We start from the raw sequence: 23,435 nt of genomic DNA, 5'->3' as shown, positions 1-23,435 counted from the left end.
GTGGGTCACTCCTTGTGGGGATCTGCGGCCGGACGGTGTGGCGCCGTTCCGTCCGGGCGAGGTGAGGGGGGCGTGTGGGGCTCAGCGAAGGATGCGGGCGGCGCGGGCGGCGGCCTGCCAGGTGTCGAGTTCGTTCACGAGCAGGTCGAACAGGGGCGCGTCGGGGATGGTGATGGGCGCGGGGACGCTGAAGAAGTCGGCGTTGTCGACCGCGCGGCCGCGCAGGTCGTCGAGTTTTTCCAGGAAGTTGAAGTTCACGCCGCCCTGGTCGATGCCCATGAACTTCCAGAAGATCGGTTCGTGGGAGGCGTCGGTCATCTGGCGGATCACGGCGTCCCGGTTGCTGCTGCCGCCGTCCGTGATGAACAGCACCAGGGTGGGGGTGGTCCCGCCGGCCTGCCGGGCGTCCTCACGGACGAGCTGCATGACCGGGCTGTAGTGGGTGCCGGCCTCCAGTTTCACGTTCAGGCGGTCCACGAAGCCGCGGGCGTTGTCCAGGGAGAGGCTGCCGGCGCGGTGGGCCCTGATGCCGAACAGGTACACGTCCACCTGTCCGTCGTCGTCCAGGCGGGCGGCGAGGGCCAGGGCGCGCTCGGCGAGGGCCTGGACGGCCCCGCTGCGGTACTCGCGGCTCATGCTGCCGCTGATGTCCAGCACCAGGTTCACGCGGTAGAGGGCCTCGCCCAGACCGCGTTTCTCCAGGCTGACGTTCGCGGTCTTGATCAGGCTGACCAGGTGTGGGCTGGTGGCCTCGGCCTTCTCCAGCAGGACGCGCTGGCGTTCCTTGCGCAGGTTGACCGGCGCGGCGGGCGGGGCGGGGGTGTCGGCCACCTCTCCCCCGAAGTGCCGGACCAGTGCGTCCAGGCCGCCGTTGAAGCCCTGCCCGACCGCCCAGACGCGCCAGACGTCCCGGTGGTACACGTCGAGCAGCATCACGGCCCGCTCCTGCTGGAAGTCCTGGCCGGTCACGCGGTAGCTGGCGACGGGTACGCCGTCCATCCGGAGGGTCACGTCGGCGTGGTCGATCTGCGCGAAGGTCGCCCCGCCGTCCACCGTGGCGGCCAGACTCAGGCGGCGCACGCCGGCGGGCAGGGCGTTCAGGTCGGCCGTGAAGGTCTGCTCGCCGGGCGCACGTCCCTGCAGGGTCAGCGCGCCCTCGGGCGAGCGGGGCTGGTTGTAGAAGACCATGTACCGGTCGTCGCTCAGGCGGTCGTGGTCGTCCAGGCCGAACAGGATCAGGTCGTATTCCGGGGCGGGGCCGGTCACGCGGGCCGTGACGCTCAGCGTGCCGCTGCCCAGGTCGGAGAGGCGGGCCTTCTGGCCCGTCTGCAAGGTCAACATCAGCGTGTCTCCAGGGGCGAAAGCATGGAGGGCGGGCCTGCGGGTGCGGCCCTCCCTCCGGGGGTGGTGCGGGTAGACGGGCAGGCCCCTGAACGGGCGGGGGGCGCCCCACCACCGTTCAGGTGATCAGACGTTCACGCCGAAGTTGCGGGCCAGCGGGGCGAGGCCGCCGGCGTAGCCCTGGCCGACCGCGCGGAATTTCCAGTCGGCGCCGTTGCGGTAGACCTCGCCGAAGATCATGGCGGTGTCGGTGCTGGCGTCCTCGGAGAGGTCGTAGCGGGCGATCTCGGCGCCGCCGGTCTTGTTCAGGATGCGGATGTAGGCCTTGCTGACCTGACCGAAGTTCTGGCCGCGGGTGTCGGCCTCGTGGATGGTGACGCACACGGCGATCCTGTCCACGTCGGCCGGCACGCCCGCGAGGTTCACCTCGACGGTCTCGTCGTCGCCGTCGCCCTGGCCGGTGGTGTTGTCACCGGCGTGCGTGACGCTGCCGTCGGCGCTGGTCTTGTTGTTGTAGAAGATGAAGTCGCTGTCGCTGCGGACCTTGCCGCCGGCGTTCAGCAGGAACACGCTGCCGTCGAGGTCGAACTGCTGCCCGTCGGTGGCGCGGGGGTCCCAGCCCAGGCCGATGGTGATGGCGCTGAGGCCCGGGGCTTCCTTGGAAAGAGAAACGTTGCCGCCTTTGGAAAGGGATACTGCCATGCTGTCCTCCTGAATACGGCCCGCGGGGGGCGGGCAGCTGAGATGGGAAGGGGGTGTCACGCGCGGGGCCCGGTCGGGGTGGTCCGCGCGGGTCGCTGCGGACGCCGGCGCGGGGCGCGGCGTCACGGAAAACGGGTGGCGCGCCGCAACCGGGGCGCCACCCTGTCTTACGCGGGTCTGACGCGCGGGGTTCCCGCCCGGCCCGGCCACCCGGAACTCTAAAGACTGGGTGAAGCGGCGCGGGGAACCCGGGGGGCCGGGGGCCTGCTCAGCGGTACAGCGTCTCGAGGCGCCCCGCGACGTTCTTCAGGTGGTCCCCGAGCCGTTCGGCGCTCCGCCACCAGCCGGCGGCCGCCAGGGCGTCGGGACCGCCGGGCCGGGCGATCAGCGCGGCAGTGGCCGCGTCGACGCGCGCGTCGACGCGGGCGTCGAGTTCCCGCACCTGCGCGGCCAGCCCGGCGTCGCCCGGGAAGGTCGCGGCGCGCAGCGTGGCGGCCATCACGGTCAGGTCCCCGAGCGCCAGCCGGCCCTCGGTGCCGGCCACGTCCGGCGTGCGGGACAGGTGCCGGGCGTAGTCGCCGGCGCGTTCCAGGTCCGGGGTGCTCTGCAGGATCAGCACCGTCAGGCGCAGGTCCCGCGCGACCGGGGACTGCAGCGCCAGCAGGCGCAGGACGCCCTGCACCGCGGCCCGCTCGGCCTCGTCGATCTGACGGTCCAGGGCCTGCACGTCGCTGATCAGCTGCGCCGGATCGCGGGTGGGCTCGCCCAGCCGCCGCAGCTGCGCGACGAGGTGGTCCTGCATGCTCAGGAACTGGCCGCGCACGGCGCTCAGTTGCTCGTCGAGGCGGGCGGTCACGGCGCTCAGCCGAAGCGGCCGGTGACGTACGCCTCGGTGCGTTCGTCGCGGGGACTGGTGAAGATCTGGTCGGTCACGCCATGCTCGACGAGGTCGCCGTTCAGGAAGAAGCTGGTGGTGTCGCTCACGCGGGCCGCCTGGTGCATGTTGTGCGTGACGATCACGATGGTCGTGACCTTCTTCAGGTCGCTCATCAGGTCCTCGATCTTGGCGGTGCTGGCGGGGTCCAGGGCGCTGGTGGGTTCGTCCATCAGCAGGATTTCCGGTTCGACCGCCAGGGCGCGGGCGATGCACAGGCGCTGCTGCTGCCCGCCGCTGAGGCCGGTGGCGGGCGTCTTGAGGCGGTCCTTGACCTCCTCCCAGAGGGCCGCGCCGCGCAGGGAGCGTTCGGCGATCTCCATCAGGCGTTTCTGGTCGCGCATCCCGGCGAGCTTCAGGCCCGAGACGACGTTGTCGAACACGCTCATGGTCGGGAAGGGGTTGGGTTTCTGGAAGACCATGCCCACGCGGCGGCGCATGTTCACGGGGTCCACGCCCGGGCCGTACACGTCCTGTCCGTCGAGCAGGATGGTGCCCTCGACGCGGGCGCCGGGCGTCAGGTCATGCATGCGGTTGATGGCGCGCAGGAAGGTGGTCTTGCCGCAGCCGCTGGGGCCGATCAGGGCGTTCACGGTGCCGGGTTCCACGTCGAGGTTCACGCCCTTGACGGCCTGTTTCTCACCGTAGTAGATGTTGACGTTCTGGGCGCTGAGGATGGGGGTCATGTGCAGGGGCTCCTTGGGAGGCGTTATTTCCGGCGGCTGGCGCGGCGGGCCAGCAGGCTGGTCAGGAAGATCAGGGTGATCAGCAGCAGCGCGCCGGCCTTGGCGAGGCGCTGGTTCTCGTCGTAGGCGCTGGTGGCGCCGCGGTAGATCTCGAGCGGCAGCGCGCTCATGGGTTTGCTGGGGTCCAGGTTGATGGCGCTGTTGCCGAAGGCCGTGAACAGCAGCGGGGCGGCCTCGCCGGCCACGCGGGCCAGGGCCAGCATCACGCCGGTCACGATCCCGCCGGCCGCGGCGGGCAGCACGATGCGCAGCGTGACCAGCCACTTGGGGAGGCCCAGCGCCAGTCCGGCCTCGCGCACGGTCTGCGGCACGAGCTTCAGGACTTCCTCGGTGGTGCGGACCACGATGGGCATCATCAGGAACCCCAGCGCGAGCGCCCCGGCGAACCCGGAAAACCCGAACTGCAGCACGATCAGCCCGTAGGCGACCAGACCCATGACGATGGCGGGAATGCCGGCCAGCACGTCGCTGATCATGCGGACGGTGGGCATCAGCGGGTGGCGCGGGTACTCGGAGAGGAAGATCCCGCCGGACACGCCGACCAGCACGCCCAGCACGCTGGCCATGGCGAGCATCTCGACGCTGCCCAGGATGGCGTTGGCGAGGCCGCCGCCCGTCTCGCCTTCCGGGGCGGGCACCTTCGTGAAGAAGTCCAGGTTGACGGCGCCCAGGCCCTCGCGGATCAGGTACGCGAAGATCAGGATCAGGGGCGCGACGACCAGCAGGGTCGCGAGGAGGATCAGGCCGCCCATCAGCATGTTCTGGAAGCGGCGGGCGGGGCTCAGGGTGCGCCCGGCGGGCGCGGCGGTGCGGACGGAACTGGTCACTGGATGCCCTTGGGCGTCAGGCGGCCGATGATCAGGCGCGCGACGTAGTTGACGATGACGCTCAGGAAGAACAGCGTCAGGCCGAGCGTCACGACCGACGAGCGGTGCAGCGCTTCCTGCGCGTCACCGAACTGGTTGGCGATCACGGAGGCCATGGTGCTGGCCCCGCCGAACAGGCTCTTGAGGGCGTCCTGGCTGTCGCCGATGACCATGGCGACCGCGAGCGTCTCGCCGAGCGCGCGGCCGAGCGCGAGGATCACGCCGCCCATGATGCCCGCGCGGGCGTAGGGCAGGATGGCGCGCGAGATGACTTCCCATTTGGTGGCGCCGAGCGCGTACATGGCCTCGCGCTGGTCCTGCGGGACGAGGCGGATCACGTCACGCGCGACCGACGCGGTGTACGGCAGGATCATGACGGTCAGGATGATGATGGCGAGCGCCAGGCCGCGCCCGTCGAAGGAGCTGGGCACGAAGAAGCACTGCAGGGTCGTGGACCCGCTGTCCCAGAGGTTCTTGCAGGCGGTGTACAGCGCGATCTTCTCGGGTGCCTGGAAGAATCCCTGTTCCCAGCGGCTGAGGACCGGGGCGATCACGAACAGCGCCCACAGGCCGTAGACGACGCTGGGCACGGCGGCGAGCAGTTCGATCAGGTACCCGACCGGGTTGGCCAGCCACCTGGGGGCGTACTCGGCGACGAACAGGGCGCTGGCAATCGCGAGCGGCACGCTGATGGCGAGCGCCACGAGGCTGGTGACCAGCGTTCCGGTGATCATGGCGACCGCGCCGTACGAGCCCTGCACGGGATTCCAGGTGCGCTGCGTGAAGAAGTCCAGACCGAAGCGTTTCAGGGCCGGCCAGGATTCGGTGCCCAGCTGGTAGATGCTGAGCGCGAAGACCAGCACGATGACCGAGGCGAGCGTCAGGATCAGGATCTCGAACAGCCGGTCGCTGCGGCTGGACAGCGAGGCCGGCGCGGGCAGTCGGTTCGGGCGGGATTGGGTTGGTTCGCTCATGGTTTCGTGGCCCCTCCGGGGCATTTGCCGAACAGTTCACACGGCGTTCGTCAGCCCTGCGTCAGCCCGCTGCGGGGGTGGGGGGGGGCAGGACGGGGGCGGCCCTCCCTGTGTCAGGAAGGCCGCCCCCACGTGGGCCGGCCGCGAGGCGGCCGGCGCTGGTCAGCTCAGAATTTCTTGCCGTCGAAGGTCATGCTGGCGATGATGGTCTTGGCCTTGGCGGCGGCGTTGCTGGGCAGCGCGGCGTAGTCCAGCGGCTCGTTGTACTTCTGGCCGGCCGTGACCATCCAGGTCAGCAGCTTCTTCAGGGTCTGCGCCTGGGCCAGGGTGCGCCCGGCGTACTTCTGCTCCTGGTAGAAGATGACGTACGTGAAGCTCGCGATCGGGTAGGAGTCGGGGTTGGCGCTGTTGGTGATGCTGACGCGGGTGTCGGCGGGCATCACGACACCCTTGGCGGCCAGGGCGGCGGGGGCGTTGTCGGCCAGCACGAACTTCCCGGCGCGGTTCTGCACGCTGCCGAAGGGCAGTTTGTTCTGCTTGGCGTACACCAGTTCCACGTAGCCGATGGCGCCGGGGGTGCTCTTGACCACGCCGGCCACGCCGTCGTTGCCCTTGGCGCCGGTGCCGACGGGCCACTGCAGGCTGTTGCCGGTGCCGACCTTGCTCTTCCACTCGGTGCTGACCTTGCTCAGGTAGTCGCTGAAGACGAAGGTGGTGCCGGACCCGTCGCTGCGGCGCGCGACCGTGATGGGCAGCGGGGGAATGCTGACGCCGGGGTTCAGGGCGGCGATGGCCTTGTCGTTCCAGGTCTTGATCTTGCCGAGGTAGATGTCGGCCAGGACCTTGCCGGTGAACTTCAGCGGGCTGGTGACGCCGGGCAGGTTGTACGACGGCACGACCGCGCCGATGGCGGTGGGGATGTGCAGCAGTTTGGCCGGCGCGGCCTTCAGGGCCTCGTCGCTCATGGGGTTGTCGCTGCCGGCGAAGTCGACGGTGCGTTCGGTGATCTGCTTCTGGCCGGCGCCGCTGCCGACGCTCTGGTAGTTGACGGTCACGCCGGCGTCATTCTTGTACTCGGCGAACATCTTGCTGTACAGGGGGAAGGGGAAGCTCGCGCCGGCACCCGTCAGGCTCCCCTGAGCGGAAGCGGAGGTCATGGCGAGCGCAGCTGCAACGGTCAGAAGCTTCTTCATACGCTGCCGAGTGTGGCAGCGCTTTGTCAGCGGTTCGTCACGTCGCCCGGGTTGTGGGGGCGGGCGGGGCCGGGCGGCCCAGCAGGTCGATCAGGGTGCGGGTGGCGGCCGGCAGCAGCGCGGCGGGCGGGGTGACCAGCACGTGCAGGACCGTGACGGAGGGGGCCTCCAGTCCCAGGGAGCGCAGGTGGCCGCCGCGCACGTCGCGGTCCATGAACGAGGCCGGCAGGACCGCCAGGCCGTCGCCGCGCCGCACGCCTTCCAGCGCGGCCCAGAGGCTTCCGACCTCCATCCCCTGGGCGGGCACGACGCCCTGGAGGATGCGTTCGGTCTGCAACCGGACGCCGGAGCCGCGTGCGGGCCACAGCAGCGTCTCGCCGCGCAGGGCGTGGGGGGCGACGTAGCCGTGGCGGGCCAGCGGGTGGCCGGGCGGAACGGCCAGCCGCAGCTGGTCCTCGCCGACGCGGTGCAGGTCGAGGTCCGGCAGGGTGCGCTGCGGGGAGGTCACGAGCAGCGCGGCGGCGAGCGCGCCGCTGCGGACGCCCTCGGCCAGTTCGGCGGCGGGGCGGGTGTCGACCTGCAGGTGCAGTCCGGCCTCCAGTGCGCGGCGCGCGGCGGTGCTGGCCAGGCCGGCGAGGGCGAACGAGAAGCCCACGCGCAGGGTGGTCAGGGGGCGGCGGCGCAGGTCCGTGATCTGCTCGCCGACCTCGTGCAGGGTCCGGGCGATGGCCTGGGCGTGCGGGAGCAGGCGTTCGCCGTCCTCGGTGAGGGTCACGCCGCGGCCCCGGCGGACGTACAGGGGCCGGCCGATCTGGTCCTGCAGGGCGCGCAGCTGCCCACTCACGGCCGGCTGGCTGAGGTTCAGGGTCTGCGCGGCGCGGCTGACGCTGCCGAGCTGCGCGACGACGCTGAAGGTGACGAGCTGTTCCGGGTTCACGCGCATGGGGGGGGGCCTCCCTGCCCATGATATCGGCGTGGCTGATGGTTCATACCGGAGAACGCGATACCAGCCGCCCACACCCTTGCATGATACCCCAAGGGGGTATACCTTCCGGTCAGATTCAGCCCAAGGAGGGTCCCCCATGTTCTTCGAACGCTTCTACAACACCGACCTCGCCCAGGCGTCCTACATGATCGGCTGCCAGAAAACCGGCGAATGCCTGGTCATCGACCCCGTGCGCGACATCCAGCCGTACCTCGACCGCGCCGCCCGCGAGAACCTCCGCGTCACGCACGTCACCGAGACGCACATCCACGCCGACTACCTCTCCGGCAGCCGCGAACTCGCCGCCCGCAGCGGCGCCCGACTGCTGCTCTCCGCCGAGGGCGGCCCCGACTGGACCTACGGCTTCCAGGCCCAGCCGCTCCGGCACGGCGAGACCTTCATGGTCGGCAACCTGCGCATCGAGGTCCGCCACACGCCCGGCCACACCCCGGAAAGCCTCTCGTTCCTCGTGACCGACACCCCGCGCGGCGACACGCCCGTCATGTACTTCACGGGCGACTTCGTGTTCGTCGGCGACATCGGCCGACCCGACCTGCTCGACGAGGCCGCCGGCGGCGAGGACACCCGCTTCACCGGCGCGCGGCAGATGTTCGCCAGCCTGCGCGACCAGTTCCTGACCCTGCCCGACAGCCTGCAGGTCTGGCCCGGACACGGCGCCGGCAGCGCCTGCGGCAAGGCGCTGGGCGCCGTCCCCACCACCACCGTCGGCTACGAACGCCGCCTGGCCTGGTGGGCTCCCTTCGTCGCCGCCGGCGACGAGAGCGGCTTCACCGACCTGCTGCTCAGTGGGCAGCCCGACGCGCCGCTGTACTACGGGCGCATGAAGACGCAGAACCGGGCCGGCCCCGCCCTGCTGGGCGACGCGGCCCCCCTGCCGCCGCTGAGCGCCGACGCGCTGCACGCCCACGTGCGTGCCGGCGGCCTGCTCATCGACCCCCGCCCGAAAGAGGCGCACCAGGCCGCCGCGCCGCAGGGCAGCGTGAACATCCCCGACGGCAACACCTTCGAAACCTGGGCCGGATGGCTGCTGCGCCCCGAAGACACCACGTACGTCCTGCTGGCCCGCGACGCCACGCACGCCGAGACGCTGCGCCGCCGCCTGTGGATGGTCGGCCTGGACACCGTCGCCGGGTACGTCACCAGCCCCGACGGCCTGCCCACCGCGCCCGCCCGGCCCTTCCCGGCCGCCGAACTCGCGCAGCACCGCGACGCCCTGATCCTCGACGTGCGCAACAGGACCGAACACCAGGCCGGCGCCATTCCCGGCGCGGAGCAACTGCACGCCGGACGCCTCGCCTGGAACCTCGCCACCCTGCCACGCGACCGCGAGATCGTCGTCCACTGCCAGGGTGGCGCGCGCAGCGCCGCCGCCGCCAGCCTCCTGCGCGCCCGGGGCTTCCACGTGAACGAACTGGCCGGCGGGTACGAAGCGTACGTCCGCGAGCAGGCCGCGCCGACCGCCTCCCCGGTCTGACCGGGCCGCCCCCTCCCCCCTGGGCCGCCGTCCGGGTTGAACGGATCTCCCCCGTTCAACCGGCGTCGGCACGCCCCCTGCTCCGGGCCGCGCGCCACCAGCCCCGCCGCCCCCCCCAAAGGAATCAAGTGATGACCTACACCGACCTCTTCCCGAACGAACTCGACCTTCACCGCCGCGCCGGCGCCGCCCTGATCGACGTGCGTGAAGCCGACGAGTACCGCCGCGGCCACGTGCCCGGGGCCGTCAACCTCCCCCTCACCGAACTCCAGGGCCGGGAGGGGGAAGTGCCCGACGGCGCGGTGCTGGTCTGCGCCAGCGGCAACCGCTCCTCGCAGGCCGCCGCGTACTTGGCCGGCCTGGGCCGTCAGCGCCTGATGAACCTGATGGGCGGCACCGTCGGCTGGACACGCGAGAGCCGCGACCTGGTGACCGGCGACCGGCCGTGATCCTGGCCTGGATAGGCGCGGCCCTGATCGGATTGAGTCTCGGCCTGCTGGGCTCCGGGGGCAGCATCCTGACCGTGCCCGTGCTGGTCTACCTCGTCGGTGAACCCGAGAAGCTCGCCATCACCGAAAGTCTCGCGATCGTCGGGCTGATCAGCCTGTTCGGCACGCTGCCGTACGCGCTGAAACGGCAGATCGACTGGCGGCGCGTGGCGCTGTTCGGCCTGCCCGGCATGCTCGGCACGGCCGCCGGCTCGGCGCTGAGCGCGCACCTGAGTGGCGGCACGCAACTGCTGATCTTCGCCGTGGTGATGCTGCTCGCCGCGACACTGATGTTCCGCCCGCCGCCCGCACCCGGCGCGTCCACCCACCCGGCGTGGCTGACCGCGCTGGAGGGGGCCGGGGTGGGCGTTCTGACGGGCGTGGTCGGCGTGGGCGGCGGGTTCCTGATCGTGCCGGCCTTGGTGCTGCTGGGCGGCCTGCCCATGGGTCTCGCGGTGGGCACCAGCCTGAGCATCATCACCCTGAACAGCGCCGCCGGGTTTCTCAAGCACCTCGATCAGGGCAGCGCGGCCCTGCACTGGCCCCTGATCGCCGTGTTCGCGGTGATCGGCGTGGCGGGCAGCCAGGTGGGCGCCCGAATCGGCTGCCGCCTGCCGCAGGTGACACTCCGCCGGGGATTTGCGGCCTTCCTGATCGTGATGGGCCTGTACGTCCTGGGAACCAACGTGCCCAAAGTGCTCAACCCGCCCGCGGTGGAAAGCGGCGTTCACTGACCTGCTCCGCTCTCCGTCCTGATCCGGACTGCCGCCTGGCCTCGTCAACCATCCGGAACAACGCCGGGTTGCCAACGCCACGCCCGACAGCCCGGTTCTCTCCTGCCCGCTCTGCCCGGATCGAAGGGTTCGCGACCCCCTTCAATCAGAGGCCGTATGACGGCCCTGCCGCTCATCAAGGTGACTATGACTGACCTGCTTGACCTGCTCCGCTCGCCCTGGCCCTGGTGGGTCGGCGGCCCCCTGATCGGCCTGACCGTCCCGCTCCTCCTGTGGATCGGCAATAAAGGCTTCGGCATCTCCGCCAACCTGCGCCACGCCTGCGCCGCGCTGCTGCCCGACGCCGCCAAGCCCGGCTTCTTCCGCTACAACTGGCGCGCCGAAGCCTGGAACCTCACCTTTGCCGCCGGGCTCATCCTGGGCGGCCTGCTGGCCGGCCTGGTGTTCGCCAATCCAGAACCGACGCGTCTCACGGCAGCGGGCGCGGCGTCCGTGCAGGCACTCGGCGTTCAGGTTCGCCCCGGCCTGGTCCCGGCCGAACTGACCGATCTCTCCAATCCCGGCGTGTGGCTGCTGCTGGGCGTGTCCGGCCTGCTGGTGGGTTTTGGCACCCGCTACGGCGGCGGCTGCACGAGCGGGCACGCCATCACGGGTCTGAGTACCCTGCAGCGGCCCAGCCTGCTTGCCACTGCGTCCTTCTTCGCGGGCGGCATTCTCAGCGCCAACCTGCTGCTGCCGCTGTTCCTGACGGTGATCCGGTGAGCGGCGCCTCCCGGATTCCCGGCGTGCACGGCCCGGCCGCCACGCGAGCGACCGCCCTTCCCGCCTACCTGCTGATGGGCGTGTATTTCGGGGTGGTGCTGATCAAGTCCGAGGCGGCCAGCTGGTACCGCATTCAGGAGATGTTCCGCTTCCAGTCCATTCACATGTTCGGCCTGATCGGCTCGGCGGTCCTGACCGGGATGATCACCACGTGGTGGCTGCGCCGAAGCGGCGCCCGCAGCCTGGACGGGCAGCGCATCACGGTGACGCCCAAGGAGCGCGGCTGGACGCGGTACATGCTGGGCGGCGCGACCTTCGGGGTGGGATGGGGCCTGGCCGGCGTGTGCCCGGGGCCGGTCTTCACGCTGCTCGGCGCGGGCGTGGGGCCCATGCTGGTCGTGCTGGGCTTCGCGCTCCTGGGAACCTGGCTGTACGGCGCCCTCCGCGACCACCTGCCCCACTGACCCGGACACCCCGGGGGCCGCCTGCCCGCACCCGCCCGGGTCCCGGGTGGCCCCGGACACTCTATGCTCGGGTGCATGCGGGGAAGGAACAGTTGATGCGGTGGGCGCCTCCGCCGCCCGGGGGTTTCCGGCGGACGCCGGGCCGGGCCGGGAACAGCCGCGCCGCGCCCGGCCGCGCCGCGCCCGACCGCGCGGCCGTCCGTGCCCAGCACCCAGTGACCCTGTGCCCAGTGATCCTGCACCCAGTGATCCTGTGCCGAGTGACCCTGCAGCCGGCGTTCCCGGTGGCGGCGTGACGCCGCTGTCGCCGCCGCTGGGTCGCTGGGCGCAGGGCAGCCCGCTCGAACCCCCGGCGGACTGGTCGTGGCGTCATCCGCCCGCCGCGTGGTTGACCCTGCTGGCCGAGGGCGGGCGGGGCGTGCCGCAACGGGCCGCGGTCCTGCATGACCTGGCCTGGGCCGCGCTGCTGGGCGGGGAGGTCGCCGCGGCAGCCGGGCAGTTCGAGGAGGGCATGGGACTGGTCCGTTCCCAGCGGGCGGCGCGGCCATGGCGGGGGCCGCTGCTGGTGGGACTGGCGACCGTGGACCGCGTGCAGGGGTCGTTCGAGGCGTCCCTGAGCCGCGCGCGCGAGGCGCTGGGCGGTCAGGTGGACGCGGCCGTCACCTTCGGGGCGCACCTGACGCTGGCGACCACGACGCGCCTGATGGGTGACCCGCTGGTGTCGGTCCGGCATCATTACGCGGCGCTGCGGTACGCGCCGGCACCGGCGGTGGCGGACGTGCAGGCACTGCTGGACCTGGTGCATCCGGGTGCCGGACGGCCGGATGCGGCGCGGCTGTCGCCGGGCGTGCAGCTCAGGCTGGCGTTGCAGGACGCCGAGTCGGTGCGGCGTTCGGGCCGGCCGGCGGGTCCGCTGCCGGACGTGGCGGGGTTCAGGTTCGAGGTGCTGGACGAGTCGCGCAGTGTGCCGCTTGTGCGCGCGGCGCTGGGCCTGCCGGAGCCGGCCACCACGCCGAATGAGGCGCGGCTGATCACGCGGGGGCGGCTGGGCGTGCAGCGCGGGCTGACGTTCGTGCCGATGCGTGGCGAGGGGCGGAGTCTGTCGCTGCTGGCGTACCTGATCGAGCGGGGCGGCGCGCCCTGGCCGCGGGTGGCCGACGCGGTGCTGGAGGAGGGCACGGAAAAGGCGCTGTACGGTCAGGTGCGGTACCACGTGTCGCGCCTGCGGAGCCTGCTGGGGGATTCAGGCGCGGTGCGGCTGCGGGGCGGGCGGCTGTCGCTGGGGCCGCAGTGGGTGTGGTCGACGGACCTCCGTGACGGCCAGGGACCGTGCCTGCTGGACGGCCCGCTGGGCTGGCTGGAGGCGGACGAGGCCTGATACGGACTGCCGTTTGTTTCGTCAACAGATCGGAACACCACCGATCTGTCAACTCCACGTCCGGAACCCGTTTTGCTCCTCCTCGCTTCGCTCGGACCCAGCGGGCTTTGCAGCCCATTCAATCGGAGTCCGTACCAGACGGCCGTCCGCCTGATCAGCGGCTGAGCTGCGCGACCCACTCGCCGTAGAGGTCCGTGAACGGGTCGGGACCGGGAGCGTCCAGATCGGTGGTGATCACCCAGTCGGGACCGAGGGTGACGGTGCGCCGCCCAAGGCGGGTGAGGGTGTCGGTGCCGATCAGGTCGTGAAGGTCGTTCAGGGCGGCGCGGATGCGGGCAGGGCCACGCGCGTCACCGGCCGGCAGGTCGAGCAGCGCGCCGGCCAGCGTGTCGAGCGTGGCGGCCCCCTCGTGGTGAAGGTAGGCGATCACGGCCGCGCTCAGCGGGCGCACGCCGGGAAGGGGTCTGCCGCACAGGTGCAGGCCGGGCGCGCCGCGTGAGATGACGTGCAGCGCCGCCGGTTGCCGCGCCGCGGGTGCCGGGAGGATCAGACCGGCGGTCCGTCCGCAGGCGTACAGGTCGGTCAGGGCGGGCGCCTCGTCGAGCAGGACGTAGGGTTCATTCGCGTCGGTGACCGCGCGGAGCACCTGCAGGGCCCCGTCGGGCCGGCCGGCGTGCAGGTCCGCCTGGGCGAGGTGCAGGCGGGCGCGCCAGGCATCGTAGGGAGCGGTGCGTGGCGCGAGGCGCCGCAGGGTCTCGCGGGCCGCCCCGGCGTCCGGGCCGCCGAGGTCGATCAGGGCCAGGTAGAGGGCCTCAGCATCGTGAGCGGCGCCGTCTCCGGCGAGGCTCAGGGCGCGCTGCTGGGCCTCGCGGGCGGCGCCGGTCTGCCCGGTGAGACGCAGGGTGCCGGCCAGGACGTTCCAGGCGTACACGCCGGCCCGGTCGTTCCCGGCGAGTCGGGTGGCCTGCCGGGCGCGCCCGAGCGCGAGGTCAAACTGGCCGCACGCGCGGGCGTGCAGGGCCAGGGCGCAGCGGAACAGGTGGCCGCGCCAGCGCAGGCGTTCCTGACGGCTGCCGCGCGTCAGGGCGTAGCCCTCGTGCAGCGCGTCGAGGGCGTGGTCGAGGTGTCCGCGGCGCAGGTACGTCCAGCCGAGGTTGTAGAGGGTCGTGGCGCGCTCCTCGGGTTCGGTGGCGTGGGCGAGCGCCTGATGGTAGAGCCGGAAGCCCTCCTCGAAACGCTGGTCGCGCATCAGCATGACGGCCCAGTCGATGTAGACCGCGCTCCGCTGGACCGGGCGTTCCGTCTCGGCGATGTGGGCGGCCTGTTCGATCCCGGCGTACGCCTCCTCCACGCGCCCCAGGTAGTGCAGGGCGTAGGCCCGCTGCCGGGCGTGATGCAGGGCGTCCACGATCGGCCGGGCGTCCAGGAGGTCCAGGGCCGCCTGGTACTGCCCGGCGAGGAACAGCGCGTACGCGTCGAGATACTGCTGAAAATCACCCATGAGGAGATCATGATGGCGTCTGCGCGGGTCGGGCCGGGGCTCACCTGAGCACGGGAACTTCACCCGGGGGATCAGGGGGGCACGCCGGCGCCTGGGTGAGGGTGAACTGGAAGCCGGGCACCGGCACCACCCCGCCCTCGTCGCGGGCGTGGGCCTGTGTGGTCAGGCCAGACAGAATCAGGATGATGTGCAGCGTCTTCATGAGGGCCTCCGCGGGGGGCGGCCGGGTGAATGGACCGGCGGCCCCCGCACCTGCATGCGTGACGCCCCGGGAAACCCGCCCGGAGACCGGCGGGGGGACCGGCACTGCCAGTCGGGGGCCGGCCCCGGGACCGGGCATCACTGGACTTGCAATCGGGTCTGAATCTGCACATGGACGCCCTACCGTCAGGGCGTGAACCCCGCATGACCGAACCGACCTGCACAGCGCCCTCCACGGCAACCACGCCCGCCGCGTCCACCTGTCCGGCCGTCCAGGCAGCCCCATGACCTACCGGACCCTGCCACTCCATGAGTTGCCCGGCGTTCCGGACGGCACGCTGGTCCTCGTGACCGGCATCTACAGCCGCAGCGTGACCGGCGCCACCCTGCACGACGCCGGCTCGCACCTCGAGCTTTCCGGAGAACCGTTCGACTGGAGTCCCCGGCACGGCACCCGCCTGGACGTCTGGGGTCAGCTCTGGAACGGCCCCGCGCCCCGCCTGATCGTCCACAATGCCCGCCTGCCCGGCGATCCCCGCCGGCAGCCGCGCACCTCCCCGACGGCGCCACTGGGCACCTCACTCAGCGTCACGGCCCGCATCCAGCGCGTGGGGGCCGACCTGCTGGCCGTCACCCCGGACCGCCACACCTACCTGCTGCGCGCCCCGGAACTCCGCGAAGGGTACGTCCACCTGACCGGCACGCTGGTGCACGAGACGCCGCCCATCCTGCACGTCACGGGTCACCAAGACCTGAGCCGCGCCATGCTCCCCCCCACCGAGGTCCCCCATGACTAGGCGCCCACTGCTCCTGACGCTGCTCCTGCTCACCGCCTGTCAAGAGCTGGCCGGCCCGCCCAAGCCGGATTTCAGCCTGCAGGCTCCTGCGCCCACCCGCGTGTGGCCCGGCACGGACTCGACCGTGACGCTCCGCCTCTCCCGGACCGGCGGGCATGCGGCGCCCGTCACGCTGACCGTCCAGAGCCCCCTGCCGGGCCTGAGTGCGTCGGTCACGAGCGCCGGGGAACAGGTGGACGTCCGCCTGCAGGCCAGAGGAGACCTTCCGCTGCAGGGGTACGTGCCGGTCGCGCTGACCGTCACGGACGGCACCCTGACCCGCAGCGTGCGCCTGCCGGTCGAGGTGGGCGACGTGATCGACCGGGAGCAGCGTCGGCTGAACGACCTGCGCCGCAGCGCCCACCTGCCCGGCGTGCCGTTCGACGTGCCGGGCAGCATGAACTGCTGGCTGCACGGCCGGTACGCGGTGCACAACAACACCCGCGGCCACACCGAGGACCTGTCCCTGCCGCACGCGACCCCGGAGGGCCGGGCCTGCGCGGAGCAGAGCAACGTGATGTGGTACGCGCCGACCCTGGATGAACTGCGCCGGAACACGGACGTCGTCGACGTTCTCATCGGCGCGCCGTTTCACGGCATGGGCATGCTGGACCGGAACCTGCGCAGCAGCGCCGTCGGCCTGTACGTCCGCACCACGCCGCTGCCCGGCGGGTACTTTCCGGCAGGCGGCGCCGTCACGGTCAGCGACCGCCCCGGCAACAGCGCCCAGACCGTCCAGTACCCCGGCGACGGCGCCGTGACGGACCTGCTGAGTTACAGCGGTGGAGAGTGGCCGGACCCACTGACCCCCTGCGCGGGCTTCACCGGCACGACGGGCCTGCCCCTGTTCGTGATGACCACCCCAGGCACCGAGACCACGGCGACCCTCCCGAGCGTGCAGGTGGGCGGCAAGGCCGTTCCAGCCTGCGCGTACGGCAGCACCCAGTACGTGAACACCACCGACCCGGCCGGGAACTACACGGGCGGTCCGGTCAGCGCGCAGGAGACGGGGCGGCGCATCCTGAAAGGGCAGGGCGCCGTGATCGTGATCCCGCGCACGCCCCTCCCGGCGGGGGCCACCGTGCAGGCGGCCGTGACCGTGAATGGACAGTTGCATGCGTGGAGCTTCACCACGGCGCAGCAGGGCAGCCTGCGCCCGCAGCACCTCCACCGCGAGCGCAGGCTGGACGGGGCAGAGCAGGAGTAATACGGACTCCGATTGAATGGGCTGCAAAGCCCGCTGGGTCCGAGCGAAGCGACTCGGAGAGCTGCTCCGCAGAGTGGGAGCTGGGCGGGTTCCGGACGTGGAGTCGGCAATCCGGTGAAGTTCCGGATTGTCGGCGAAACAAACGGAATCCGTATCAGACGGACCCCGGTGGAACGGCCTGCATGGCCAGTTCCACCGGGGTAGAGCTGACGCGGGGGCCTGCGCAGGCGAGCGGAGAGGCTGGGCATGAAGGTCGCACTCTGGCCTCCCTTCGGTGGCTGAAGAAACAGGCACAGACCCGTTTCCCCTGTTCTTCCGATATGGACTTGCTTTTTTATCTGAATACAGACCTCTTGCAAATATTTTCCTCACAGGGCCCCGCGATCTGAACGCGGCTTCACTTCACCGCCCAAGGAGAACACCCATGAACAAAGTGCTGCTGACCAGCCTGCTCCTCACCACCGGCCTCCTCGCCTCATGCACCCGCGAGCTGGCCCCCACGACACCGGCAGCCACCACCGGCACCGTCAACGGCGTCCGGGTCGTCAACGCCACCACCTACCAGGTCGGCTTCACGCCCCTGAACAACACCAGCATCGTCACGAACGGCAAACTCGACAGCGCCGCCGTCAAGACCATCAGCGCCGGAACCGCCACGGCCCGCGTCTGCGGACAGGTGCAGGTGCAGGACACCATCACCGCCGCCATCAGCCTCGACAGCACCGGCAGCATGACCACCACTGACCCGAACAAACTCCGCAGTCAGGCGGCCAAACGGTTCATCGCCCGCATGAGCAGTCAGGACCGCGCCGCCGTCGCGTCCTTCGATGCCAGCACGCCCCCCAACGCCGGCCTCAGGGTGTCCTACCTGTGGCAGGACTTCACGGCGGACCAGGCACTCCTGAACAGCGGCGTTGACCGGGCCACGTTCGCGCGCGGGACGACGCCGCTGTACGGCGCCATCGTGGACGCCAGTACGCTCGTCAAACGAACAGGCGGCAGCAACGGCTCCGTGCTGATCCTCACCGACGGAGAAGACAACGCTTACGTCAACCAGTACCAGGAAGCGATTAACACCGCCCGCGCCAACGGCACCAAGGTGTACGCCATCGGGCTGGACGCGCAGAACACCCTCGACTTCAGCGCCCTTGAGGACATCACCACCGCCACTGGCGGCCTGTTTCAGAAGGCAAGCGACGCCGCCGCACTCGACGGGTTCTTCGATCGGATGTACAACGCCTTCCGCGCGCAGGGCTGCGTGGAACTCGTCTTCACGCAGAAACCCACCGCGGGAACCGACGTGACCGGCACCCTGAACGTCGTCGTGAGCGCCCCCGACCGCAAGGCCACCACGGTCGAAGTGCCCTTCGCCTTCACGGTCCGCTGACCCCCGCCTGAACCCCCAGTTCCGGCCGCCAACGCAGGGGCGGCCGGAACCGTTCACAGCCCACACGGAAGACGGGCAGTGTCCACGCGTCCCCGTGGACACTGCCCTGAAGCTCATCAACCGAGGGTGACGGGTGCCTGGGCGCAGCAGCCGGAGGCAGGCTCACAGCTGTCACCGGCCGCACCGGCCGCACCGGCGGGGAGGCCGCAGGCGTCTCCCGCCTTGCACCGGACGCCCGGTGTGCGCAGGTGAACGGTGATCGCGTCGGGTTGAATGTCGATGTGGGTGACGTGGTACTGCAGGGCAGGAGCGCTGGTACTGCCGTATTCAAAGCGCACTTCGGCCTCGTCGCGCACGGGGATGTGCTTGACGACGCGGTCGTAGATGGCCAGGAACTTGCGGTTGGTCATGAAGCCGGCCTTCGCTTCCTCGGCACTGCCGTCCATGAGCTGAATGACGGTCTCCCGCCAGGCGTTGGCCGTCCCGCCGCAGTCCATCGCTTCGATGGTGACGGCCTTGACCTCGGTGACGTGATAGCCGGCCGGGACGAGCACTTGCCCGTGCAGGTGGAATTGCAAGGGTCGCTGCGGCAGGGTGCGCAGGGCAGTGATCAGGGCGCCCGTGGTGGTGCACTCGCTGAGGCCGGGAATGGGCAGCGGCAGGGTGGGCAGCGGCAGGGTTCGGGTCATAACGGATCTCCTTATCGACGCCCTTCGGTGCAGAAGGGGAAATGATCAGCAGGTCAGGCAGGAGGAGGTGGAGACCGGCAGCGGCACGGTCACGGGTGGGGTCGGGCGGTCCGGCGTCGGTCGGGCGAGCGGAGCGCGCGAGGTGCAGGCCCTGGTCGCTGAGGGTGCGGTACGTCCACCTGCTGCGTTTCTCGGTGGTGACGGGACCGGCCCCGACGAGGATCTTCATGTGGTGGCTGGTGGTGGGCTGCCAGAGTCCCAGGCGTTCCTGGACGTCGCAGGTGCAGACACCCTCACCCGTGAAGCCGCAGGCAGCGTGGGCGGTGGCACGGCCCTGGCGCGGCCGGTGTGGATCGCGGCGGTCAGCCCGGCGGGGCCGCCCCCACGATGACCACGTCGTAGCGTTTCATTTCGAGATCTTCCCGGCGCGCAGCTGCGCCGCTTCCCTCGCGCCCTGATACGCGTGCTTCTCGGCCCACCGGGCGGCCGACTCGGTGTCGTACGGCACTCGCCGGAACGTCACCGTCCAGATCCCGTCCCCGCCCTCGAGCAGCACCCAGCGCGCCAGCGGGGAGCCGTCTTTCTGCCGTGACACCGCGCCGGCGTTGACGACCGTCAGGGAACCGATCTGGCGCACGTGCTCCAGGTGCGAGTGCCCCACGATCACCACGCGGGCGTTCCCAGTGTCACCCAGGCGTTCCTGCACGAGGTCGTCACTGGCCCAGGCCTTCCCGTCACGCAGGAGGTACGTCCACGCGGAGTCTGGCGTGCCGTGCGCCGCGAGCACCTCCCCGCCCGTCAGAGTGACACTGGTCGGCAGGGCCGCGACGGACGCGCCTGCCCCTTCAGGGAGCTGAGCGTGCAGCCACGCGAGCATCTCGCGTTTCTCAGTCGTTTCGGTCAGAGGCTGGCCGAGGCGTTCGTCCGTGTTGCCCCGCACCTCCAGAACCCCGTGCTGCGCCCTGAGCTGCTGCTGGAGGTGCCACGCGCCGGCTGGATCGGCGCCGCCGAACAGCTGATCCCCCAGGTTCACCCAGACGTCCGGCTGATGCGCCTCGATGTCCCTGGCGACCGCCTCAAGCGCGAAGCGGTTGCCGTGCACGTCGCCAAAGACCGCGATCTTCACGCCGGATCTCCTTCAGGCACGAATTCCTGCGCCTGCTGCGGCTGAGGTTTGACCGGGGCCGTGGGCGCGAGCAGGTGATTGACGGCAACCGCGAGCGCCGCACCCAGCAGGGGCGCGACCCAGTACAGCCAGTGGGCCGTCCAGATGCCGCTGGCCAGCGCCGGGCCGAAGGAACGCGCGGGGTTCATGCTCGCCCCGGTGATCGGACCACCCATCGCGGCCTCCAGCGCGACGACACCGCCGACCACCCACGGCAACCCGGAACGCAGCGCCACCAGAAGCAGGAAGAAGGTCAGGATCACTTCAAGCACGAACGCCTGCGTCACGCTCCCGGCCGGCAGGGTGACGCCCAGGTTGCCCTTCAGGTCGAACAGGGCCAGCAGCGTGAAGGCCGCCAGGGACGCACCGAGCAATTGAGCAGCGACATACGGCAGCACGCGCGCTCTCGGGAACTGACCGGCGAGCGTCAGCGCAAACGTCGCGGCCGGGTTGATATGAGCGCCACTGATGGGGGCCAGTGCGGCGATCACGGCCGTGACGGTCAGGCCGAAGACGGCCGCGACCCCGAGGTGACCCAGGGCACCGGTCTGGGCCTGCACGACAGCCGCGCCAGGGCCGAAGAACACCAGGGCGAAGGTGCCCAGCCCTTCTGCAGTGACCGCCCGGGAGAGGGGAACGCCCACCTCAGGCCACCGGGACGGCGGGGCTGTCCTCGTACGTGGCCGGCACGTCCCGGCCGTCCTTCAGCGCCTGCACGAACGCCCCGAACTGCGCCTTCTGCTGGTCACGCACGGCGCGCCAGCGGTCGAGGCTGCCGCCCGAGGGATCCACGAAGGGGTAGTGCCGCCGGGTGGTCTTGCCGGGGTACGCGGGGCACGCTTCGGCGGCACTGTCGCACACGGTCACCACGTAATCGAAGTTCTGGGCGTCCGGGACGTCCCAGAGGGTCTTGCTGGTGTGCGTGCTCAGGTCCAGGCCGAGTTCAGCCATGACGGTTTTCGCGTCGTCCTTGACGCGGGTGGCTTCCGTGCCGGCGGAATGCACGTCCAGATCGACGCCGAGGCGCCGGGCAGCATCCCGGGTGAGGGCTTCGGCCATCTGGGACCGGGCCGAGTTGTGCGTGCAGAGAATCAGGACGCGGATCATACGCTGACGCTAACACACCGATTTGACTTGATGTGTCAGGTGCGGATGATCTGAAAAGAGATCAGCGAGGAGCTGCCCACCCAGCAGAAACAACGGACCGGTCTTCAAGGTGTAGTACATATTCTTGCCGCGCTGTTCCGCAGTCACCAGCCCCGCTTCCTTGAGCAGACTCAGGTGATAGGACACCTTGGACTGCGGAAGATCCAGCAGGGCTTCCAGGTCGCAGACACAACGTTCACCCTGGGCCAGATGCCGCACGAGTTCATAGCGGGTATCCTGCGCCAGCGCTTTGAGCTGATCCAGCACCGTGGGGGAAGTCAGGGTCGTCACCCATCCATTCTATTCGGTCCTCAAGTTCGTGGTCGGCGACCACTGTGACCTCCTGCGGCTCACCGGTTCCAGGCGCCGCGACCCCAGGACAGTGCGCTTGACCGGGAAAGGCCAGTCTGATGCTCGGCACTGGCACTTCCCCTTTTTCGCCTCACAGGGCACGCCGGGGCTCTCCCTGAACCACATCCCCGGCCGTATGGCTCTCCGCCAGAAAGTGCCGACACGCCGCATTCCCGGCACTTTCAAGGAGTCGCCATGCAGCGGCGTGGGGAACTCCGGGTGGTTATGTTTCTGTCCATGCTGTCCCACGGGCCATCCCCACAGGCGTGGGGAACTCTGGAGAGCGGATGCGCAGAGCGATTCGCGAAACTCGACACGCCCTGGACGCTCGAACGCGAGGTGGACCTCGTGCCGGTGCCCGGGGGCGTGATTCTGCCGGACTTCCGCCTCGTGCAGGGGGACCGGAGTGTGTGGTCTGCTCCCCAGAATCTGGACAGTGTTGAATAGAGACCTCGAATCACTCCCAGTCTCCCCACCTGACGGCCTGACAGATTTTATGAGATGAAGTGAAAACTGACGTGCCAGCCGTTCTTGAGTGCTTCCAACGAGGACGGCTGGCCACGCTTTCTGGGTTTCGGTGGCTCGGGGTCCGGGCCACCATGCAATCTCAGGGTTCTGAAGAACCTCTGACCTCGACTCAGCGCGTAGCTCATCGCTTTGTGCCCAATCTTCAGGTAGCTCAATCCGCGCTGCCAGTGGGGATCGACGACGCGTCGATCCCCACGCTCCACCACGTCCAGCGCTTCGGACACCAGCACCAACATCGCCACCGAGATCACCATGACCAGCCGTTCCAGGCTGTTCACATCCCGCAGCTTGGACGCTTCCAGCTCGAACAGGCCGCTTTTCTCGTCTAGGAACCCTTCCTCGATCTGGAAGCGCTCGCCGTACTCGCCAAAGGTTTCCACGCTGGTGGGCTCGTTGCTCACCACCTGCCATTGCTCCGGGTCGTCTGATGGACGACCTAGAACGACGTGCACCGGCCCGAATTGCCGTCCGGTCAGACGCACATGGTGGAAGCACGCCGTTTCCCTCGGTTGGAGTTTCACGTCGCTGATCTTGCAGAGGCGCTGCCCGTCTGGCGTGCTGAGGATCAGGGTGGATTTGATACGGATGCGGTAAGTCCATCCGCAGTGCTGGAGCCATGCCATCAGGTCGGTATCGCAGAAACCCCGGTCCGCCAGCAGGCGGACCTGACGAATGCCCACAAAGTCTAGGAGACCTTTGGTCTCTGCGAGCACCGGGAGCAATTCGTCCGTATCGACCTGTGCACTGGAATGCCCGAGCACCCGGGACACCAGTGGAACGGCCCGCCCACGGAACAGGACGGATACCCGGATGAGGCAGAATTTCTCGAACAGGACGCTGGTATCCAGGGCGAGGACCAGGGTGTCCTGGCCCCACTCGCGGAGTGCGCGAGTGATGATCGGACCGTAGAGCAGGCTCGGTTGAAGTGCTTATTGCATAACCAGCGCTGAAAGCGGCGTTCGCTGCTCTGCGCGAACGCTGCGCGGGAGTGAACGTGAGGGAGCCAGAAAGAGGGTGTGCTGCGCCTTGAGAGCAGCATTCCCGTGATCATCCAGGCGAGGGTATGGGCGTTGCGAACGTCGTTCCACAGGGCACCCTGGAGATGAGGCAGGATGGCTTGGTAGAGTCGTGAGGCGTCCCCGGTGGCATTTTCGGTCTTCACAAACAGAAAGTGTCCCCTACCGGGGACGCTTTCTCATAATTTCTGTCAGGCGGTCAGGGCGGTCAGGTCTCCCCACTGGAAAGAGGGTAGTTGGCTGGAACTATGCCCGACACCACTGAAATGGGAGCGTCCGGGGCCTATCCCCGGACGTGTCAAAAGAGCTCCCACTCGAGAGTTTCGTCTGTCAGAACCCCGCCTGT

Annotated in this window: 25 protein-coding genes; 9 read left to right on the top strand and 16 right to left on the bottom strand. The window is 70.0% G+C overall.

The genetic code is table 11. The features are described 5' to 3' along the window. Nucleotides 1-81 precede the first annotated feature (81 nt). The 8 genes from ABDZ66_RS11225 to ABDZ66_RS11190 all read right to left on the bottom strand — a co-directional run bounded on the left by ABDZ66_RS11225 (nt 82) and on the right by ABDZ66_RS11190 (nt 7,699). Nucleotides 82-1,341 (bottom strand): VWA domain-containing protein, encoded by a 1,260-nt coding sequence (locus ABDZ66_RS11225; RefSeq protein WP_343758852.1) that lies wholly within the window; start codon nt 1,339-1,341, stop codon nt 82-84. Nucleotides 1,342-1,467: 126 nt separating this feature from the next. After that, nucleotides 1,468-2,043, bottom strand: a complete 576-nt coding sequence (locus ABDZ66_RS11220) for a TerD family protein (protein ID WP_343758850.1) — start codon at nt 2,041-2,043, stop codon at nt 1,468-1,470. A 268-nt stretch (nt 2,044-2,311) separates the two neighbouring features. Beyond that, nucleotides 2,312-2,899 (bottom strand): PhoU domain-containing protein, encoded by a 588-nt coding sequence (locus tag ABDZ66_RS11215; RefSeq protein WP_343758849.1) that lies wholly within the window; start codon nt 2,897-2,899, stop codon nt 2,312-2,314. 5 nt (nt 2,900-2,904) lie between these two features. Continuing rightward, the gene (pstB, locus tag ABDZ66_RS11210; protein ID WP_343758848.1) at nt 2,905-3,663 is read right to left on the bottom strand and encodes a phosphate ABC transporter ATP-binding protein PstB; all 759 of its coding nucleotides are present in this window, start codon (nt 3,661-3,663) and stop codon (nt 2,905-2,907) included. 23 nt (nt 3,664-3,686) lie between these two features. Next, entirely contained in the window at nt 3,687-4,481 is a 795-nt protein-coding gene (gene pstA, locus ABDZ66_RS11205) for a phosphate ABC transporter permease PstA (protein WP_343759012.1), read from the bottom strand. 65 nt (nt 4,482-4,546) lie between these two features. Further along, a complete protein-coding gene (gene pstC / locus ABDZ66_RS11200; protein ID WP_343758847.1) occupies nt 4,547-5,563 on the bottom strand; it encodes a phosphate ABC transporter permease subunit PstC in 1,017 nt (338 codons plus the stop codon). A 167-nt stretch (nt 5,564-5,730) separates the two neighbouring features. After that, on the bottom strand, nt 5,731-6,756 hold the full coding sequence (pstS, locus tag ABDZ66_RS11195) for a phosphate ABC transporter substrate-binding protein PstS (RefSeq protein ID WP_343758846.1): 1,026 nt from the start codon (nt 6,754-6,756) through the stop codon (nt 5,731-5,733). A 37-nt stretch (nt 6,757-6,793) separates the two neighbouring features. Then, nucleotides 6,794-7,699, bottom strand: a complete 906-nt coding sequence (locus ABDZ66_RS11190; protein ID WP_343758845.1) for a LysR family transcriptional regulator — start codon at nt 7,697-7,699, stop codon at nt 6,794-6,796. A 139-nt stretch (nt 7,700-7,838) separates the two neighbouring features. On the opposite strand from ABDZ66_RS11190, the gene ABDZ66_RS11185 reads away from it, so the two are divergent. The 6 genes from ABDZ66_RS11185 to ABDZ66_RS11160 all read left to right on the top strand — a co-directional run bounded on the left by ABDZ66_RS11185 (nt 7,839) and on the right by ABDZ66_RS11160 (nt 13,062). Then, a complete protein-coding gene (locus tag ABDZ66_RS11185; protein ID WP_343758844.1) occupies nt 7,839-9,236 on the top strand; it encodes an MBL fold metallo-hydrolase in 1,398 nt (465 codons plus the stop codon). A 131-nt stretch (nt 9,237-9,367) separates the two neighbouring features. Then, nucleotides 9,368-9,685 carry a rhodanese-like domain-containing protein gene (locus ABDZ66_RS11180; protein ID WP_343758843.1) on the top strand — a complete coding sequence of 106 codons (318 nt, stop codon included), beginning with the start codon at nt 9,368-9,370 and terminating at the stop codon, nt 9,683-9,685. Further along, nucleotides 9,682-10,458, top strand: coding sequence for a sulfite exporter TauE/SafE family protein (locus tag ABDZ66_RS11175; protein WP_343758842.1), 777 nt, complete (start codon nt 9,682-9,684; stop codon nt 10,456-10,458). The genes ABDZ66_RS11180 and ABDZ66_RS11175 overlap by 4 nt, the downstream gene beginning before the upstream one ends. 186 nt (nt 10,459-10,644) lie before the next feature. Further along, on the top strand, nt 10,645-11,220 hold the full coding sequence (locus ABDZ66_RS11170) for a YeeE/YedE family protein (RefSeq protein WP_343758841.1): 576 nt from the start codon (nt 10,645-10,647) through the stop codon (nt 11,218-11,220). Continuing rightward, complete coding sequence (locus ABDZ66_RS11165; RefSeq protein ID WP_343758840.1) at nt 11,217-11,684, top strand: YeeE/YedE family protein; 468 nt, start codon at nt 11,217-11,219, stop codon at nt 11,682-11,684. Before ABDZ66_RS11170 ends, ABDZ66_RS11165 begins: the two co-directional genes overlap by 4 nt. A 292-nt stretch (nt 11,685-11,976) precedes the next feature. Next, a complete protein-coding gene (locus ABDZ66_RS11160) occupies nt 11,977-13,062 on the top strand; it encodes a hypothetical protein (protein WP_343758838.1) in 1,086 nt (361 codons plus the stop codon). Between the two features lie 154 nt (nt 13,063-13,216). Here the strand turns inward: ABDZ66_RS11160 and ABDZ66_RS11155 are convergent, their stop codons facing one another. Both ABDZ66_RS11155 and ABDZ66_RS11150 read right to left on the bottom strand, forming a co-directional pair. Then, on the bottom strand, nt 13,217-14,563 hold the full coding sequence (locus ABDZ66_RS11155; RefSeq protein ID WP_343758837.1) for a tetratricopeptide repeat protein: 1,347 nt from the start codon (nt 14,561-14,563) through the stop codon (nt 13,217-13,219). Between the two features lie 40 nt (nt 14,564-14,603). Beyond that, the gene (locus tag ABDZ66_RS11150) at nt 14,604-14,765 is read right to left on the bottom strand and encodes a hypothetical protein (protein WP_343758836.1); all 162 of its coding nucleotides are present in this window, start codon (nt 14,763-14,765) and stop codon (nt 14,604-14,606) included. 283 nt (nt 14,766-15,048) lie between these two features. Between ABDZ66_RS11150 and ABDZ66_RS11145 the strand changes: the two genes are divergently transcribed. From ABDZ66_RS11145 to ABDZ66_RS11135, 3 genes are all read left to right on the top strand, one after another. Then, nucleotides 15,049-15,561, top strand: a complete 513-nt coding sequence (locus ABDZ66_RS11145) for a hypothetical protein (protein WP_343758835.1) — start codon at nt 15,049-15,051, stop codon at nt 15,559-15,561. Next, a complete protein-coding gene (locus ABDZ66_RS11140; RefSeq protein WP_343758834.1) occupies nt 15,554-16,807 on the top strand; it encodes a hypothetical protein in 1,254 nt (417 codons plus the stop codon). The genes ABDZ66_RS11145 and ABDZ66_RS11140 overlap by 8 nt, the downstream gene beginning before the upstream one ends. Before the next feature lie 424 nt (nt 16,808-17,231). Continuing rightward, nucleotides 17,232-18,194 (top strand): vWA domain-containing protein, encoded by a 963-nt coding sequence (locus tag ABDZ66_RS11135; protein ID WP_343758833.1) that lies wholly within the window; start codon nt 17,232-17,234, stop codon nt 18,192-18,194. Nucleotides 18,195-18,310: 116 nt separating this feature from the next. Here the strand turns inward: ABDZ66_RS11135 and ABDZ66_RS11130 are convergent, their stop codons facing one another. The 6 genes from ABDZ66_RS11130 to ABDZ66_RS11105 form a co-directional block, all read right to left on the bottom strand. Then, on the bottom strand, nt 18,311-18,883 hold the full coding sequence (locus ABDZ66_RS11130) for a DUF6428 family protein (protein WP_343758831.1): 573 nt from the start codon (nt 18,881-18,883) through the stop codon (nt 18,311-18,313). Between the two features lie 406 nt (nt 18,884-19,289). Further along, nucleotides 19,290-20,009: a metallophosphoesterase family protein gene (locus tag ABDZ66_RS11125; protein WP_343758829.1), complete on the bottom strand. Its 720-nt coding sequence runs from the start codon at nt 20,007-20,009 to the stop codon at nt 19,290-19,292. Next, a complete protein-coding gene (locus ABDZ66_RS11120) occupies nt 20,006-20,692 on the bottom strand; it encodes an MIP/aquaporin family protein (RefSeq protein WP_343758827.1) in 687 nt (228 codons plus the stop codon). Before ABDZ66_RS11120 ends, ABDZ66_RS11125 begins: the two co-directional genes overlap by 4 nt. A gap of 1 nt (nt 20,693) precedes the next feature. Then, a complete protein-coding gene (locus tag ABDZ66_RS11115; RefSeq protein ID WP_343758824.1) occupies nt 20,694-21,155 on the bottom strand; it encodes an arsenate reductase ArsC in 462 nt (153 codons plus the stop codon). A 9-nt stretch (nt 21,156-21,164) separates the two neighbouring features. Then, nucleotides 21,165-21,485 (bottom strand): ArsR/SmtB family transcription factor, encoded by a 321-nt coding sequence (locus tag ABDZ66_RS11110; protein WP_343758822.1) that lies wholly within the window; start codon nt 21,483-21,485, stop codon nt 21,165-21,167. Between the two features lie 554 nt (nt 21,486-22,039). Then, a complete protein-coding gene (locus ABDZ66_RS11105) occupies nt 22,040-22,753 on the bottom strand; it encodes a transposase (RefSeq protein WP_343758819.1) in 714 nt (237 codons plus the stop codon). Nucleotides 22,754-23,435 lie beyond the last annotated feature (682 nt).

It is taken from the genome of Deinococcus depolymerans (genome assembly GCF_039522025.1).
GTDB lineage: Bacteria > Deinococcota > Deinococci > Deinococcales > Deinococcaceae > Deinococcus > Deinococcus depolymerans.
Note: the sequence above shows the minus strand (reverse complement) of the source record. Positions and strands in the feature narration are given on the sequence as shown.